Origin of the sequence: Anatilimnocola floriformis, assembly GCF_024256385.1 — a bacterium.
Classification (GTDB): Bacteria; Planctomycetota; Planctomycetia; order Pirellulales; family Pirellulaceae; genus Anatilimnocola; species Anatilimnocola floriformis.
Genome location: NZ_JAMLFW010000002.1, coordinates 1,126,370 through 1,141,798 on the forward strand (window position 1 = coordinate 1,126,370; position 15,429 = coordinate 1,141,798).

17 protein-coding genes and 1 tRNA gene are annotated in these 15,429 nt (G+C 58.3%); 12 read left to right on the forward strand and 6 right to left on the reverse strand.

The window, feature by feature from the left end; genetic code table 11:
- Positions 1 to 20: 20 nt before the first annotated feature.
- The 3 genes from M9Q49_RS29035 (at position 21) to M9Q49_RS29045 (ending at position 2,668) form a co-directional block, all read left to right on the forward strand.
- Positions 21 to 1,061 (forward strand): hypothetical protein, encoded by a 1,041-nt coding sequence (locus M9Q49_RS29035; protein WP_254512803.1) that lies wholly within the window; start codon positions 21 to 23, stop codon positions 1,059 to 1,061.
- Positions 1,054 to 2,244 carry a hypothetical protein gene (locus tag M9Q49_RS29040; protein ID WP_254512804.1) on the forward strand — a complete coding sequence of 397 codons (1,191 nt, stop codon included), beginning with the start codon at positions 1,054 to 1,056 and terminating at the stop codon, positions 2,242 to 2,244. Before M9Q49_RS29035 ends, M9Q49_RS29040 begins: the two co-directional genes overlap by 8 nt.
- A gap of 106 nt (positions 2,245 to 2,350) precedes the next feature.
- On the forward strand, positions 2,351 to 2,668 hold the full coding sequence (locus tag M9Q49_RS29045; protein ID WP_254512805.1) for a hypothetical protein: 318 nt from the start codon (positions 2,351 to 2,353) through the stop codon (positions 2,666 to 2,668).
- Here M9Q49_RS29045 and M9Q49_RS29050 read toward each other — a convergent pair.
- Positions 2,650 to 3,171 carry a hypothetical protein gene (locus M9Q49_RS29050; RefSeq protein ID WP_254512806.1) on the reverse strand — a complete coding sequence of 174 codons (522 nt, stop codon included), beginning with the start codon at positions 3,169 to 3,171 and terminating at the stop codon, positions 2,650 to 2,652. The genes M9Q49_RS29045 and M9Q49_RS29050 overlap by 19 nt on opposite strands.
- A 117-nt stretch (positions 3,172 to 3,288) precedes the next feature.
- Between M9Q49_RS29050 and M9Q49_RS29055 the strand changes: the two genes are divergently transcribed.
- Positions 3,289 to 4,200, forward strand: coding sequence for an ArdC family protein (locus M9Q49_RS29055; protein ID WP_254512807.1), 912 nt, complete (start codon positions 3,289 to 3,291; stop codon positions 4,198 to 4,200).
- A gap of 232 nt (positions 4,201 to 4,432) precedes the next feature.
- Here the strand turns inward: M9Q49_RS29055 and M9Q49_RS29060 are convergent, their stop codons facing one another.
- The 3 genes from M9Q49_RS29060 to M9Q49_RS29070 form a co-directional block, all read right to left on the reverse strand.
- A complete protein-coding gene (locus M9Q49_RS29060) occupies positions 4,433 to 5,365 on the reverse strand; it encodes a major capsid protein (RefSeq protein ID WP_254512808.1) in 933 nt (310 codons plus the stop codon).
- A 154-nt stretch (positions 5,366 to 5,519) separates the two neighbouring features.
- Positions 5,520 to 6,296 (reverse strand): head decoration protein, encoded by a 777-nt coding sequence (locus M9Q49_RS29065; RefSeq protein WP_254512809.1) that lies wholly within the window; start codon positions 6,294 to 6,296, stop codon positions 5,520 to 5,522.
- 59 nt (positions 6,297 to 6,355) lie between these two features.
- The gene (locus M9Q49_RS29070; RefSeq protein WP_254512810.1) at positions 6,356 to 6,829 is read right to left on the reverse strand and encodes a hypothetical protein; all 474 of its coding nucleotides are present in this window, start codon (positions 6,827 to 6,829) and stop codon (positions 6,356 to 6,358) included.
- 233 nt (positions 6,830 to 7,062) lie between these two features.
- Between M9Q49_RS29070 and dacB the strand changes: the two genes are divergently transcribed.
- Both dacB and M9Q49_RS29080 read left to right on the forward strand, forming a co-directional pair.
- Positions 7,063 to 8,721 (forward strand): D-alanyl-D-alanine carboxypeptidase/D-alanyl-D-alanine endopeptidase, encoded by a 1,659-nt coding sequence (gene dacB, locus M9Q49_RS29075; RefSeq protein ID WP_254512811.1) that lies wholly within the window; start codon positions 7,063 to 7,065, stop codon positions 8,719 to 8,721.
- A 22-nt stretch (positions 8,722 to 8,743) separates the two neighbouring features.
- The gene (locus M9Q49_RS29080; protein ID WP_254512812.1) at positions 8,744 to 9,649 is read left to right on the forward strand and encodes a tetratricopeptide repeat protein; all 906 of its coding nucleotides are present in this window, start codon (positions 8,744 to 8,746) and stop codon (positions 9,647 to 9,649) included.
- A 16-nt stretch (positions 9,650 to 9,665) separates the two neighbouring features.
- Here the strand turns inward: M9Q49_RS29080 and M9Q49_RS29085 are convergent, their stop codons facing one another.
- The gene (locus M9Q49_RS29085) at positions 9,666 to 9,950 is read right to left on the reverse strand and encodes a hypothetical protein (protein WP_254512813.1); all 285 of its coding nucleotides are present in this window, start codon (positions 9,948 to 9,950) and stop codon (positions 9,666 to 9,668) included.
- A 241-nt stretch (positions 9,951 to 10,191) separates the two neighbouring features.
- On the opposite strand from M9Q49_RS29085, the gene M9Q49_RS29090 reads away from it, so the two are divergent.
- From M9Q49_RS29090 to M9Q49_RS29115, 6 genes are all read left to right on the forward strand, one after another.
- On the forward strand, positions 10,192 to 10,527 hold the full coding sequence (locus M9Q49_RS29090) for a helix-turn-helix domain-containing protein (RefSeq protein WP_254512814.1): 336 nt from the start codon (positions 10,192 to 10,194) through the stop codon (positions 10,525 to 10,527).
- Between the two features lie 10 nt (positions 10,528 to 10,537).
- Positions 10,538 to 11,086, forward strand: a complete 549-nt coding sequence (locus tag M9Q49_RS29095; RefSeq protein WP_254512815.1) for a hypothetical protein — start codon at positions 10,538 to 10,540, stop codon at positions 11,084 to 11,086.
- A gap of 118 nt (positions 11,087 to 11,204) precedes the next feature.
- Positions 11,205 to 12,317, forward strand: a complete 1,113-nt coding sequence (locus M9Q49_RS29100; protein WP_254512816.1) for a GNAT family N-acetyltransferase — start codon at positions 11,205 to 11,207, stop codon at positions 12,315 to 12,317.
- A 3-nt stretch (positions 12,318 to 12,320) separates the two neighbouring features.
- Positions 12,321 to 13,799 carry a terminase large subunit domain-containing protein gene (locus M9Q49_RS29105; RefSeq protein WP_254512817.1) on the forward strand — a complete coding sequence of 493 codons (1,479 nt, stop codon included), beginning with the start codon at positions 12,321 to 12,323 and terminating at the stop codon, positions 13,797 to 13,799.
- Between the two features lie 183 nt (positions 13,800 to 13,982).
- Entirely contained in the window at positions 13,983 to 14,123 is a 141-nt protein-coding gene (locus M9Q49_RS29110) for a hypothetical protein (protein ID WP_254512818.1), read from the forward strand.
- A gap of 97 nt (positions 14,124 to 14,220) precedes the next feature.
- The gene (locus M9Q49_RS29115) at positions 14,221 to 15,102 is read left to right on the forward strand and encodes a hypothetical protein (RefSeq protein WP_254512819.1); all 882 of its coding nucleotides are present in this window, start codon (positions 14,221 to 14,223) and stop codon (positions 15,100 to 15,102) included.
- An 83-nt stretch (positions 15,103 to 15,185) separates the two neighbouring features.
- On the opposite strand, the gene M9Q49_RS29120 is transcribed toward M9Q49_RS29115, so the two are convergent.
- A tRNA-Leu gene (locus M9Q49_RS29120) sits at positions 15,186 to 15,269 on the reverse strand.
- Positions 15,270 to 15,429 lie beyond the last annotated feature (160 nt).

Sequence of the window (15,429 nt, forward strand, 5' to 3'; positions counted from 1 at the left end):
TGTTAAGTCATGGAGGGGATATGAACGATCTCGAACTGCGAATCGAGCAATACCGAGCCGATTTTAAGGCGACAACAGGAAAGCCCTTCGACCATTTTTACTGTCCGATCTTGATGCGAGACGAACAGACTGAAATGTGCCGAGGCCACGTCGTGGCCGATGCATTTGGGACATGTGGCAAGTGGGTGCCACAGCGCAAGGACGTAGATAATTTCTACGGGTCAGTCGTTGAGGCCGACTTGATCACCGTCGTCGAAGACAGAGGCAAAGACCCATTCAGGCTCTGGCTCGAACCCAATGGGCGAAGGCTACACCGCCCTCGGCTCGAATACGATGGAACCGTATGGTCGCACTATTTTCCTCAAGGTGATATTCCCAAGGTTGAAGGGCATACGCCAATCCTGATTGAAGGTTCCGATGGCAGCAACTACAAGATGGTTGTCAAGGTTCCGCCAAGCGTTCTCCAGTCTGCAGAGAACCCGAAACTCAGTTTGATAATCGAGCGAGATTATCGTCCTGCGGTCACCGCATCCATGCTTAAAGCGGCACATCTCACTCTGTTCGAGATTTTCGGTTACGAGCATGTGTTTCGTTCATCTGGGCAGTTTTTGGCGAGCATTCTCCGTGAGTTCTTCGACAGATTCAAATCTGCGAAGAACGTCACCGAAGACGATGTCGCTGACCATTTTATGAAATTCGAGAGGATGATTTCCCCGATTGTCCTCCAAGACAAAACTCTGTTGCAAGGAACGATTACTGACCGGCGATTTATCACATGCATCTCGACGAACAAGGACGTTTTCGCACTCGGCGTTATCGTCAGGGCCAAAGATGATATGTTCTGCGTCTTTCTCCCAACGGATAAGTCGATTGATACGTATTTCAGCTTCTTGAAGGAGCCGCCAAAGTCCATCGCTGCGAGAATCACGCAGTTTTTCGAGAAAGATGACAAAGGTGGCCCTCGGTGGCGGGACTTGCACGCTGACACTCTTCGGCTCCCACTGGATCAGTCGATGCCGGACTATTTTTCACATGAATCCAACGGAGGTCCAGATGAGTGATTCAAACCCGCAGGGCGAAAACAGTTCGATGGCAAAGCAGGCGGCTGAACTGCAAGCAATGCTGAAACCTATCGACTTTGCGAAAATCCAAGCGGCGACCGCTGCCTTCAATTCCATCAAGATGTCGGAAGAGGTGAAGAATGCGGCGAAGATGTTGGCGGAACTCGCCGTTCCTAAGTTCGCCGAATCGATGCCAGATATGAATCTGTTGGCATCGCTTGTGGTGCCTGACCTGACGGTGATCAAGCAGTTCGAGATGCCGAAAATCCCGAAGATCGAAATGACAGACTTCCCGAAGATGCACACCGATTTCGAGCGGGTGCGTGATCTCGTAATTGGGGCACAAGCGAACTACACGGAGCAGTTCAATCACATCAAGTCGATGCTCGATGGCATTTCAACAAGTCTTACCACTCCCTTTGAACACCTGTTCTTTGAAAACCGGCTCTCATCGCTCGTCAATGACTTGATCGGAATCAACAACAGCAAGATTGCAGAGCGGCTGCGTCGTCATCATGAGCGACATCTGATCGTCGGCGATAAGTTGCCAAGTCGTGGCTGGTATCTCACTGGCACCGAACCCATCGGTCTGACCTTCACTCTGGCCGAAGCCATCGAGAACAATGACTGGGATCGTGTTGATCAGAAAGTCATGGAACATCTCCCCGTATTCGACGAGGACAAACTCCGGGCCGCTTTGGTGGATGAGGGCGTCCCAGAACACTGCATAAACCGTCTGTGCAAGTTCTTGCAGCATCATCGTTCGGGGAATTACGAGGAAGCGACCTATCTCGGCGTGCCGCTCATCGACGAGTTGGCCCGGTGCATGTACAAGGGTAAGGACTTCACGACAAAGGGCAGGGCCAACCCCAAGAATGGCAAGATGCGCCCCCAGATCGCAATGGCGTCAGCGGGTGCGCCGGCGCTCAAGGAATACCATAGCGCTTTCGTGAGTGACTTCGGATCGCTCCAGCACGAATCCAACACGGCAAAAGTCGCCGACGAGAACTATTGGAATCGCCATGCCATAGTTCATGGTCAGATGAAGCGACCGATGGGTGCAAAGGACTCAGCAAAGTGCCTGATGGCGATCTCCTTTGTTCTGTCTGCGAAGGAGGAACCGAAGCCAACGCCGCAGGAAGAAGTCGAACGGCTTGTTGCCGAACTTGAGGGCAGGAACTGAAATTGCCCCTCTGCTCGATGCGTAATTTGAGAGGCATTCGCTTAATTTGGTAGAAATCCGCCGACGACGGGCGTCCTGAAACTCACCAGCAAAGTGAGGCTCAGGAATGTGCAGCGAATCACACGTCGTCGTTTTTCGGAAGTGGCGAGACACCGGCACGGTCATCGCCCTTTTCCCCGAACTGCCGTCCGACATCAACGGATGGTACTGCGACTCATATGAGCAGATCGGCCAGCACGGCGGAGCCGACTATCACGGCGTCATCCAGCACACCACGCCTGCGTCAGCCGAAGTCTGTGCAGGTTTGTCCAGAGAACTAACCGGCATCGGATACAACCTCAAGCCGATCAAGCGTGCTTCGTACCGGCACCATGAGCGCCGGCGTGAAGCGGCTCGGCAATTCCGCTATCCCCAGACAACGTAACGAAGATTCACCTCGAATCCGCACTCAGAACATCTGGGCTTTGCGACTCCGACTTTGCCCTTCTCGCAATGCGGGCAAACGTCAGAGTCCAGTAGTATCTTCACTTGCTCGCCAAGCCTGATTCCGCACTCACCGCAAACGGGCTGATCCATCTTGAAGTCCCAGACACCCCAGCAGGCCGGGCAGTGATCGTGGGGAACGATCATCATCTCACCGTTAACGACGTATTTTTGCGGCGACGAATCGCCCCAGGTGCGGTACGGCTGTTGGCCACGTAGTGACGATAGGCCAGTGGAAAGCAGCGGCAATGATCGCTCTCGCTTGGAATCGAACACATCGAGCCGACAGTCGAGACTCACCGACAAATCGCTGCCAACGGCTTTGCTGAGTTCTGCCAACTTCGTCTTGAGCAACTCCGCTTTCTCCGACGCCAACATCTCATCAACGATGTCGGCGATCTCATCGACGAGCGCATCGGCGGCTTCAAACTTCTCACGGTCCATTGCTTCATTTCCTTCGGTGGGTATTGCGCCAGCGTACCGACCAACGGCGATTATCACCAGCAGCCGACGGGCGTCCAAAAGTCAGTGGCAATCCAACTGACTCAAAAGGACGCTCAAATGATCGCTCAGTCTGATCTCTACCAGCAAGTCACCGATCAAATCATCAAGCAACTCGAAAGCGGCGTCGGTGAATGGCGCAAACGTTGGGCGAGCGCCGGCTGCGGCCTGCCACGAAACGTAGCAGGCCGCAGCTACCGTGGCGTGAACATCTTGCTGCTCTGGTCTGCGGCTCAGGATCGGAACTTCGATTCGTCGATCTGGGGTACGTTCAATCAATGGAAGGGGATCGGTGGTCACGTCAAACGTGGCGAGAAGGGGACTCGCATCATCTTTTGGCGAGTTGTCACGGAGACTGTCACGGACCCGAAGACTGGCCAGGACAAAGAAGAACGCCGGTTTTTCTGCAAGCAGTTTGTTGTTTTCAACTTGGACCAGTGCGGCGGCGACAAGCTCGAGCGCTTTCGCACGGTTCGACCCGTTCGTGAATTTGTCGATTTTGGCCCGGCAGAAGAGGCGATCTCTGCGACGGGCGCTGACATCCGCCACATCGGAAATCGGGCTTTCTACACTCCCGATTCCGACTTCGTACAACTGCCGCCGAAAGTCGCATTCGACAGCGAAGCGGCCTATTACTCGACGGCACTCCATGAATTGGTTCACTGGAGCGGCCATGAAAGCCGTCTTAGTCGTCTCGACAAGTTGGCCCGGTTCGGTGATCAGTCCTATGCGGCTGAAGAATTGGTTGCCGAGTTGGGGGCTGCTTTCTTATCGTCGTCGCTTGGCATTCCCAACTTGCCGCTGCAAGACAATGCCGCCTACCTGAAGTCATGGCTTGAAGTGCTGCGTGCCGACAATCGAGCAATCTTCACCGCCGCAACTGCCGCCAGCGCCGCAGCGGATTTCATCCTTGGATTCAGTCGGCAGGATGAAGCTCAAGAAGCGGAAGAAGAGGAGGCAATGCTGGTCTAACCACACCGACGGGAGTCGGAAATCTGTCCGATTCACGTCGCATTAGTGGAGACAAGCAATGGTCGCTCTCGGTGAAGTTGATCTGAAAGACGCCGCTCGTGAAGCGGCGGGCAACTGGCAGGACTTCAACTGCTTCGTGTGGTTTCGCCGCAATGAACTCGCCAAGCCGGAAGACTGGGCGGTTATCTATACCAGTAACCGAGACAGCGGGCTGCTCGACCAAAGCAATGCTTCAGTGATCCGGGCAGCACTGAAGCCCTTCGGGGAAGAACGCCGCGTGCGTATCGTCGATCAGCTTGGCAAACGTGTGGCTCGAGCCATTCCAGATGTCGAGACCATAATCGATCACGTGAAACGTCACCCAAGGAATCGCCCGCAGCACCACCGAAAACTCACCCGCGCCGATCCGCTGCAGCGAATCGAACACGACGTTGGCCGAACCTCCTTGCGCTTGCACCTTGGTGTTATTCACCAGGTATTGCCAGCCGACGCTGGTGAGCGCGACGTGCGCGAGCCCCAGCCCCGTCAATCGCACCATGGCAGCATTGATCTGGTGCAAGTGCTGGGGAATGTCGGTCCCCGCCGAGGCCCAGTCGGCATTCAAGATGTCCCCCTCGCCGAGCATGTCGAGCTGACTCGTATTACCGGTGGGAACCGAGAACGAGATCTGCACGCCATTACCCGTGAAGCCATGCCGCAGCTCGTCTCCTTCTTCCTGATAGGCATAGCTGCCGCGCAACATGGCCGCCGTCTGAAACTCGATCAGGTTGGCGAACCGCTGCGCGAGATAAGCTTCCTGCCGCGTGACGTATGTCTCGCCGCGCGAATCGAGTTCATCGCTCGGCCCGCCGATGGCGCGACGATTGAGCAGGTCTTCGTCGAACAGCGAGATCGTTTCTGCCGAGCGCGGAAACGTGCCGGTGCTCGCCTGAATCTGCTGTGGCCGCTGCCGCGACGAAGCCTGGCCCGGCACACGGGCAGTCGCAATCTGACGCGTGTTTTGGACCACATCGTAGGCAAAGTTGCGACCCGACTGCTGCAACTTGTTCGTGCCGCTGAAATGCCAGCCGAAGAGCCGCTGCAACGTGGTGCCCGGCAAATTGAGTTGCTGCACCGCTTTGACAATCGTCTTCGGGGCAAGCACTTGAGAAACGGAAAGACCCATGGTGAAAACTCCGGGAAAGGGGGCTAGGAACTGAGAACTAGTGACAAGGGACTTGAGACTGGGGAAAGAACAGAAAGCTCGATTCATGGACGGAGCGAGAACCGGGATGGAACTGGTTTTCCCCAGCTCCAAGCCTCCAGTTCCCAGCCTCCGCCTACGACACCGTCGCGGTCGTACCGCCGAGGTTCGTCACCAGCCACTTCAGCGTGGAACTGGCCGTGTAGATGCATTCCACAAGCACCTGACTGCCGATCTTCTGGCCGGTCGTGCTGAACACGACCGAGCTGGCGGCGGCGTTGCCTTTGTGAATCAGATCGCCGCTGCCGGCGATCGTCAGATCGCTATCGGCGAGTTGCACGATCCGAAACGCCAGGCCATTGGCTTTCGTCGGCAGCGTGAACGTCGCCGCGCCGGTCGCGGCAAAGAGCAAGCCGTTGTCACCCTGGGTCAGCGAGTAGCTGGTCGTCTTGCGATACACGCCCCGCGGCGCCAACATCGGCGCCGGCGACAAGGGCTTGCGATCGAACACGACCTGCTGGCTCAACTGCTGCCGGGCCCGCGTGTCGAGATTGATCAACTCTCCCTCGCGCACCAAGCCATGCACGATCATCTGCGTGTACCGCTCCGTGGCCACGCCATCGACGAGCATGTCTTGATGTTGATCGAGCACGCCGACGGCGATTTGCGAACCATCGTTCGCGTCGGGCGTATACTTCGTCACCTTGCTGTCGGTATCGCGAATGGCAACGACCAAGCCGGCCCGCAGCGTGGTCGTCGGCGTGTTGCCGCTGTCGGTCGTACTGCTGTGAATCACCGCCCGCTGCGTGACCACCTGATCCTGGCCATGCCGGCCCGACCAGGTGATCTGCTTCTGCTCCGAGGTAACTGCGGAACCAACGCCGGGTGCATTGCCTGTGGTGAACTGCGTCATAGCGAACTCTCCTGGAAACGAACTGTGAAACAAAACAAACGTTGAAAAACCGTTGCCAACTACACTGAGCGCAACATGCCGGCCCGTTGCAGTTGCTGCCGGGCGATCTGCTCGGCTTGTTGATCGCTGAGGTCTTCGCCCGCCAGCGCGAAGAACGCATCGCCATCGGGATGATGCGGCCGAACAATCTCGGCTGCCGCTTCGTGCCGCAGCACCGGCGGCAACCCCTGCGCGAGCAGATCGAGAACTTGCCGCGTGGCCAGAAGCGGCTCGCCGGCGACATCGAGCGTCACGGCCGACTGCACCAGCGTTTGCAACCGCTCGCGCACTCCCGGCGGTAGCTCGCGAGCAGTTTGCACCGCGGCCAAAACCGCCGAACGCTGATCGAGAGCAGCGCTCGCCGGCGGCGAAACGGCAACTTCCGCAACAGTGGATTCTTCCAGGCGCACTTCGGCCGGCTCTTCAGCGCTCGCTTCTACAGAAATCGCCTCAACCGCTGTAACTTCTTCCTCAACCAGCATCGAATCGGACATGACAACTCTCCTGCAATGAACGTTTCATTCACTCCCGCGAACCACTCCGCAGATGTGTGTACGAATGTTCATAATGTGCTGGCTGGTTGTCAACAGTTGTTGGAAAGATTTCCAATACCTCTTCATCTCGATCGGCGGAAGACCTTATCGATCCTTGTGTTGTGACGCGGGAAAATCTGGCGAAATCTTCTCCTGCAGGCCGCCACTCCCCCGGCTCGCGGTCAGAATTTAGAATGAGTCTCTCGGCGTCGCGCATCGTTTGCGCCGGTTCGCTCGCCAGGCGGGTCGTCTCGTTCCCCTTCAGCTTTTATTGCTCGACCCCCATGCACATTTCATTTCGACCGATCGGTTGCCTGTTGCTGGGTTTGTGCCTGGCCATGGGTGGTTTTGCGCGCAGTAGTCACGGCCAGGATTCGCTCGAAACGCAAGTTCAAGCCCTGCTCGATGAACCCATCTATCGCCAGTCGCATTGGGGTTTGCTGTTCGTCGATTTGCAGTCGGGCGACGTCGTGTACGAGCACAACCGCCACAAACTCTTTGCGCCGGCATCGGCGACAAAGATTTTTTCTACTTCGGCCGCCCTCGATGGCCTGGGTGCCGATTACCGCTTTCGCACGCCGGTCTTCGCCCGTGGCAGCGTGAATAGCGCGGGCAAGCTAAGTGGCGATTTGATTTTGCGGGCCAGCGGCGATCCCACGCTCGGCGGCCGCACGAGCGATAAAGGAACCATCGAGTTCGCCGATTCCGACCACACGTACGCCAACTGGAGCAGCGAAGCCGGTCTCACTCCGCAGGAGCCGCTCGCTGGTCTCAACGATCTCGCCCGCCAGGTGCGAGCCAGCGGCATTCGGGCGGTCGACGGCGAAGTGCTTGTTGACGATCAACTATTCGAACGAGCCGAGAGCTCGGGGAGCGGGCCGAAGCAAGTCTCGCCGATTGTGGTCAACGACAACGTGATCGATCTCGTGCTCAAACCAGCCGAAGCCGGCAAGCCAGCCGAGGTTACCTGGCGGCCTCATTGCGGATTGCTGCGAGTCGAGTCGCGTGTCGAAACCATCGCCGCCGGCGGAAAAACTGAAATGTTTCTCCGCGATCACGATGGCTTGATCACCATCACGGGCAAATTAGCCGCCGACAAACAGCCCGTCGTCCGCATTCAAGAAGTGAGCGATCCCGCCGGCTGGGCCCGCTCGCTCTTCATCGAAGCCCTCGAGCGCGCCGGCGTGACGGTTTCGTGCAGCCCCTCGCTCAAGCATCCCACCCATTCGCTTCCCAGCGCAAGTCAGTATGCCGAGCTCAAGCAAGTAGCCGAGTTGAAGTCGTTACCCTTCTCGGAAAATGCCAAGCTCATTCTGAAAGTCAGCCATAATCTGCATGCCAGCGAGTTGCCGCTGCTGCTCGCGGCCAGCAAGGGAAAGAAGACACTCGCCGATGGCATGAAGTTGCAGCGCGAATTTCTGCAGCGCTGCGGCGTGAATGTGGAAACAATCTCCTTCGGTGGCGGCGCGGGAGGCGCGCGGGCAGACTACGTCACGCCGCAGGCCACCGTGCAACTGCTGCAACATCTAGCCACGCGCAAAGATTTCGCCGCGTTCGAACAAGCCCTACCGGTGATGGGTGTCGATGGAACGCTGGCCAAGACCGTGAAGTCCGACAGCCCGGTGCGCGGTAAAGTACAAGCCAAGACTGGTACGCTGGTGTGGGACAACGTCCTCAACGATCAGGGCCTCATCACCAGCAAGGCGCTCGCCGGTTATCTGACGACTGCGTCGGGCAAGCGTCTCGCCTTCGCGGCCTTCATCAACGGTGTGCCAGCCCGCGATGGCGTCGACAGCAAAAAGGTCGGCAACGATCTCGGCCGGCTGTGCGAAATCATTCATCGCGCCAAGTAACTGCAGAAGTATCACTCGAAACATGACCGAATCAGAGGCCACCTGCCGACTCTACACCGCCGCGATGCTGGCCGAACTCTCGGGCGTCGAAACCTGGCGGATTCGCAACTGGCAGCGCCGCGGCTGGCTGCAAGCCTGCGAACAGCAGCACCGCGTGTCGTATTTCGATTTCGCCGAAGTGGCCGTTGCGCGGCAGCTCGCGCAACTCCATCAGGCCGGCGCCGCGCCCAAACAGATTCAAGCCCAGCTCCGCAAGTTGCAGCGCGCTGCTCCGGATGTCGCACGGCCGATGGCAGAGTTGAGTGTCGTGCTCGACGGCCGGCAGATTTTGCTGCGCAGCGATTCCGGCTTGATCGAACCGGGGGGCCAAAAACGCTTCGAATTTGATGGCGACGAAGCCACCGCCGAAACACCGGCGACCATCCTTTCGCCCGCGCAATTTCTGGCCAGCGGCGGCGCGAGCACGACGCCCGCGGCCACACTCGCCGAATGGGCGCTGCAGCTTGACGAACAAGGAGATTTGCCCGGCGCGCTCGATTTGCTCCGCGCCGCTCTCGCCGCCAATGGCCCGTCGGCGGAATGGTCGTTCCAGCTGGCCGAAATGCTGTATCGACAGGGAGATCTATCAGCCGCCCGCGAACGCTATTACTGCGCGATCGAGCTCGACGAAGACTTCGTCGAAGCTCGCGCCAACCTCGGCTGCGTCCTCGCCGAGCTAGGACAATCCGAACTGGCCGTCGCCGCGCTCGAAGGGGCGATTCTGCACCATCCAAACTACGCCGACGCGCATTATCATTTGGCGAGATTGCTCGACGAAGCTGCGCAGGCCGGCGACGCCGAGACGCATTGGCAGCGTTTTCTGGAACTGGCCCCGGAGAGTCCGTGGGCAGAAGAAGCCTTGCAGCGCATCGAGGCTGCAAGGCTGTAAGCGTGGGGGTTTAACCCTACAGCGTTTCGCGTGCGGTCTTGGCTTCGCGTACGGCTCGCGAGGCGTTGTCGAGGAAATTTTCGATCTGGTTCAAACCGCGAATCAACATCGCGTGGCCATCGACGACGATGGAGTCGATCTTGGCGTCATCCAGCGCGCGGGCCAAAGCCGACATCCGCGTGGCTTGTTCACGAATACGTTCGAGCACGGCGCCCATCCGTGCGCTCGTGTAGGGTTCTTTGCGAGGTATGCGGTCATCCGACGCCGCGTCCACTTTCTTCACCGCTTTTTTCTTGCCCACCAGAATACCTCCTACGAGTAATTGCAGCCCTAAGTAATTTCAGCACTGGGCCGCGAGTCGTGAAACATTTCCTCGCTATTTATGCAGGGTTTCTCTCGGCTCGTCAAGCAGTTTCATCAAAAAGTCATCAGAACTATTGACAGAATGTGTACGTATGTATACTATCTGCACCGTGACAAGTTAGTGGCCAGGAACGGCTGACTTCCGCAATTTTAAGACATTTATTGCTGAGGACCTGCCCATGATCACTTCACGCACTGCCATCAACTTCGCGCGCATTTTAGAGCTGGCGGCGGAGGGACATTCGCAGCGCTGGATCGCCCGCCGCTTGGGCATCGATCGCGCCACCGTCAGCCAAGTTGTGCAAGCGGCGGCAGAGCAGCCGAACCCACAAGCAGCATCAAACGCGGCAGAAATCAACTTTTCCAGCGATCTGCCGAATCCCGACGATGCTCCCCCGGGCTTCGATCCGGCCAACGTCCGGCGCTGTTGCGGTTGTGGCGCACTCGTTTATCTCTGGCCCTGCCTGGCTTGTTGCCATGCCGCGGGAATCTTCGAAACGACCTCGCAGAAATAGGAGACTTGCCATGCAAATCCGTGATCGCATTCAAGACTTTCGTCGGGTCCTCGCGCGGGACCTGCAGCCCAATCCACGCAACTGGCGAACGCACCCCGCGCCGCAGCAAGATGCCCTCCGCGGGATCCTCGCCGAAGTGGGTTACGCCGGCGCACTTTTGGCCCGCGAAGTCGCCGGCGGCGGCCTGCAATTAGTCGATGGACACCTGCGCGCCGAGACGACGCCGGATCAACTCGTGCCGGTGCTCGTGCTCGACGTCAGCGAAGCCGAAGCCAACAAGTTGCTCGCCTTCTACGATCCTCTCTCGTCACTCGCGGGCCGTGACGAGGAACTTGCCCGACAACTCGCCGCGGAAGTGGAGACCAGCTGCCCTGTTCTACAGGAACTGCTGCAATCGCTCCGCGGCGACCAAGCCGCGGATGCCCACGCTGCCGAAAGTGATGATGCGCTCGCGGCGTCGTACCAGCTCGTCGTGCAATGCGCCGATGAAGCGCAGCAGCGCGAACTCTTCGAGCGACTCTCGGCCGAAGGATTGAGTTGCAAAGTTCTCACGATGTAGCGCCGTAGGGTGGGTCGAGCGGTACCCCCGCGAGGCCCACCGCAATGGACGCTGAACTCATAGTGGGCCTCGCGGCGTACCGCTCGACCCACCCTACACTTCGCGCGAGGAGCCCATCATGCAATGCACCGTTTCTGTCGAGTCGCCGGTTCGCGATAGTTTTCGCGTCCGGCAGATCATCGGCATGTTCGATCTGCCGGAGAAAAAGGCCTGGGGCGAAACCTTCACCGCCGATATTCCCGCACCGGGCGACGAGTGGTCGATCGGTTGCATTGTGGGACCCTCAGGAAGCGGCAAGTCGACGCTGGCCCGCGCGGCATTTCCCGATCACTTCTATGAAGCGCAACCTTGGCCGCGGCAGCGCGCGGTGATCGATTGCCTGGGCGCTGCGCCGATCCAGCAGATCACGCACACGCTCACCGCCGTTGGCCTCGGTAGTCCGCCGGCCTGGCTCAAGCCTCACTCAGTACTCAGCAATGGTGAAAAGTTTCGCTGCGAGCTCGCGCGGGCACTGCTGACGACTGCCCATTCAAAAGGTGAAGAAAAGTTGCTCGTCTTCGATGAGTTCACTTCGCTCGTCGATCGCCAGGTAGCCAAGATCGCGAGCGCTGCCATCAGCCGTTCGATTCGTAGCGGCAAGTTGAACTGCCGGTTCGTCGCCGTCACTTGTCATGCCGATGTCGTGCCGTGGCTGGAGCCCGATTGGGTGCTCGATTTGAGTCAGCCAGCCGGTTCGCAGCTATCGCGGGTGCGTCTTCGGCGACCGCAACTTCAGTTCCGCGTTACCAGCGTGCCGAAAAAACTGTGGCAACTCTTTGCCCGACATCATTATCTGAGCGGCGGCTTGAATGCAGCCTCGAGTTGCTTTGCGGCCTGGCACGAAGAGCAGCCAATCGCGTTTTGCGCGCTCGTGCCAGTGCTCGGCAAGAAAGGTCAGAAGCGGATCAGCCGCATCGTGACATTGCCCGATTATCAGGGCCTCGGCATTGGCCTGCGACTGGCCGAGCGTGTGGCCGAGTTCGGCCGAGCGCTGGGTTCGCGCGTGAGCATCACGGCCAGTCATCCCGCTGTGATCGGCGCTTGTCGCCAGTCGCCGCGCTGGCAACTTCGATCCTTCAAACCACTGGGCAATCTTGGTCGCCAGCGATTCGAGCAGCGAGTGATCGTCGGCTCGGCTGGCCGCGGCGTGGCGTCGTTTGAGTATCTCGGTGAGCGCATAACAAAGGAATAGAACATGAGTCACTCGCAATCAGCGCAAAATCTGCTCAGCACTGAGGCCGCGGAACCAACGCAACCAAAGGTCGAGTCATCGCGGCCCGTCGCTTGGGTGCCGCATCGTCCCTGGCCAAAACAGCAGACATTCATGCAGCTGACTTGCCTGGAAGCGCTCTACGGCGGTGCGGCTGGCGGCGGCAAAAGTGAAGCGCTGTTGATGGCAGCGCTCGAGCATGTGCATGTGCCCGGTTATGCCGCGCTGATTTTGCGGCGCGACACGCAGCGGCTGAACCTGGCCGGCGGTTTGATTCCGCGTTCGCACGAATGGCTGTCCGGCAAAGGAGCGACGTGGAGCAGCGCGCAGAAGCGCTGGACATTTCCCACCGGCGCCGAACCGGCCACGCTGACGTTTGGTTATCTACGTGATCGGCACGACAAGTATCGCTACGGCAGCAGCGAGTTTCAGTTCATCGCGTTCGACGAACTGACGGAGTTTCCGGAGGAGGATTACCTCTTTCTCTTCAGTCGGCTGCGACGGAAGCGCGGGCTGCACGCGCCGCTGCGGATTCGCTCGGCGAGCAATCCGGGAAACATCGGCCATCTGTGGGTTCGGTCGCGCTTCATTCATCCTGACTACCTTGCTCACGGTACGGATCAATCTCGGGCTGCGATTATCTGGCATCAAGATCGAGCTTATGTGCCGGCGCAGATCGGCGACAATCCGGCGCTCGACGAGCAAGAGTATCGACAGAGTCTCGTTCATCTGCCGCCCCTCGCGCGCGAACGGCTGATGCACGGCGATTGGACGATTCAGGAGCAAGGACTCATTCAAAGCGAATGGTTGCGGTATTTCCAAACGACGGGCGCGGGTGCTGAGATCATGCTGCACTTGCTATCGCCGCCGGGCGAGATCGTGCAGAGCATTGCCGCGCGTGACTGTCGACGGTTTGTCACCATCGATCCGGCCGGCACGAGCGCCGATCGGGCTCGCGAACGGCAAGGACGTTCAGCGAGTTGGAGCGTGGCGCAAGTTTGGGATCAACCGCGCGGACCGTTCTCGAAGCTGCTGATTCTCCGCGATCAAGCGCGCGAGCGCGTGGGCTTCGATGGTTTGTGCCGCATGCTGATGCGTTTGCACGAGGAGTGGCGGCCCGGGGCAATGTGGATCGAAAACGAAAAGCTGGGCCAGGCCGCGGTCGATGTGCTGAAGAACCGTCTACCGCTGCGAACCATCGCCACGCAAGCGCGCGACAAAGTGGCCCGCGCGGCGCTGCTACTCGACAAGCTCACTCGCGGCGAAGTCTTCCTGCCGCAACAAAGCCTGCAATGGCGTCCCACCCTCGAAGCCGAATGGCTGGCCTGGACCGGCGACCCATTGGAAGCCGCCGATCAGATCGACGCGGCTGCCTACGCGGCGATTCTGGGGAATCAGCAGCCCAGCGGGCCGGTCAGTTTCAGCATGCTGACGTTGCCGTTATTCTCCCGCACGCTTCCATGACAAATTCGAGGAAAAAACTACCACGGATGCTCATTCCGGTCTCAAGAACGGCAAAACAGGCACGAATCGGCCAATCGATGCTATCACCGCGACCCGCAATATCACTAAAGCCCGGGCAAGATGCGCTCCGATGGTAATATCGGGGGGATTCTTCGAGCCAGATTCGATACTCAGGAGAATAGCATGGACGCTTTGACCTGGATTGTTGAATCGGTGACGGAAGCCGCTGCCGGAATTTTGGTTCTGTGCGTGGCGATCGTGGCCGTTTGTGTTGGCGCCTGGCAAGGTGTGGAACGGGCTTTTCGCCCGCGCCGCCGTTGCTAAAGGTAAAGCGTACATGCGTATGCCTGCCAAACTGTAACAACGAAAAAGAGCCGCTGAAGCGAACGCTTCAGCGGCTCTTTCTTTTTGAGGTGAAGTAATGTCCGCGGCGACCTCTAAAATTTCCAGACGGAACGCTCTTCTGGTCGCGTTCACGGTAGTTGGATTGGTTGCGGTCGGTGCATTCGCACTTAGGCAAAAATTCCAATCCGGCGGGTTCGGGGCGGTTCAGGTACTGGCCGCAGATGGCGTCATTTTTTTCGGGAGGGAGGGTGGAGAGTACTCTGGCGTCGCTGCCAGCGCACTCCAGCCCAGTGACATTGTCGGCCTCAAGTTTAGTCGCTCAACGGCCCAGCCTGCAGACCTAAATCGCATGCGACAGCTTCCGGGGATTTTGACAGTTACGATTGAAAAATGCGATAACGCCGACAACATTCTGGAGACTACGAGTACGCTCCCGGGATGTCGATGCGTGGATATCTTAGGATCACAAATATCCAACAAAGGAGTTGACGCGATTCGCCGCCACGGCGAGCTGGCGCAGCTGACGGTGAAAGACATTTCATTAAAGGAACTAGATATGCGACTACTTGGGAAGCTACCCAAGGTTCGAATTTTAACTTTGCAAGGTCGGACAATCGATGATTCCGTACTGGATGCTGTTACCGAACTCTTCGATGTTCAGTTTCTGGGCCTCGAAGACTGCAGTGTTTCAGATCTTTCCTTTGCGAGCATAGCAAGAATGTCGAATCTGGAGTCACTTGCAATTATTGACACTTCAATTACAGGGGCCGGATTCAAACACCTGGCGAAACTGAAAAAACTGTCGCGGGTCAGACTGCAAGACTGCGACGTTGACGACAGCGGCCTGTTCAGCCTGTCCACCATCGGCTCTCTGGAGACCGTTCGGATTGGGTCTCTGAAAACAACTGCTTCTGGAGTTTCGCAGTTGGGCGAGAAGGTTAGGGTAATCCGCGACTAACCAAACTGAGGGCCTAGAACGGCCGACAAATTTCAAGAAAAGAAAAAAGCCGCTCAGGTCGTAAACCCAAGCGGCTTTTCGAGTGCGGGCAAGAGGAGTTGAACCTCCACGTCCTTACGGACACAAGAACCTGAATCTTGCGCGTCTGCCAATTCCGCCATGCCCGCAGACTGATCAATGGAATATAGGACACGACACCCGCGCGTCGCAAGGGGTTCGCGCTTTCTCTCCGGGCTGTGAAGCACACTCACCCGGATTGACTGCCAGAACCGCTACAACCGGCCGTCGCCAGTGTAGTGGCCACACTCCGTGTGGCCTGACCCCACG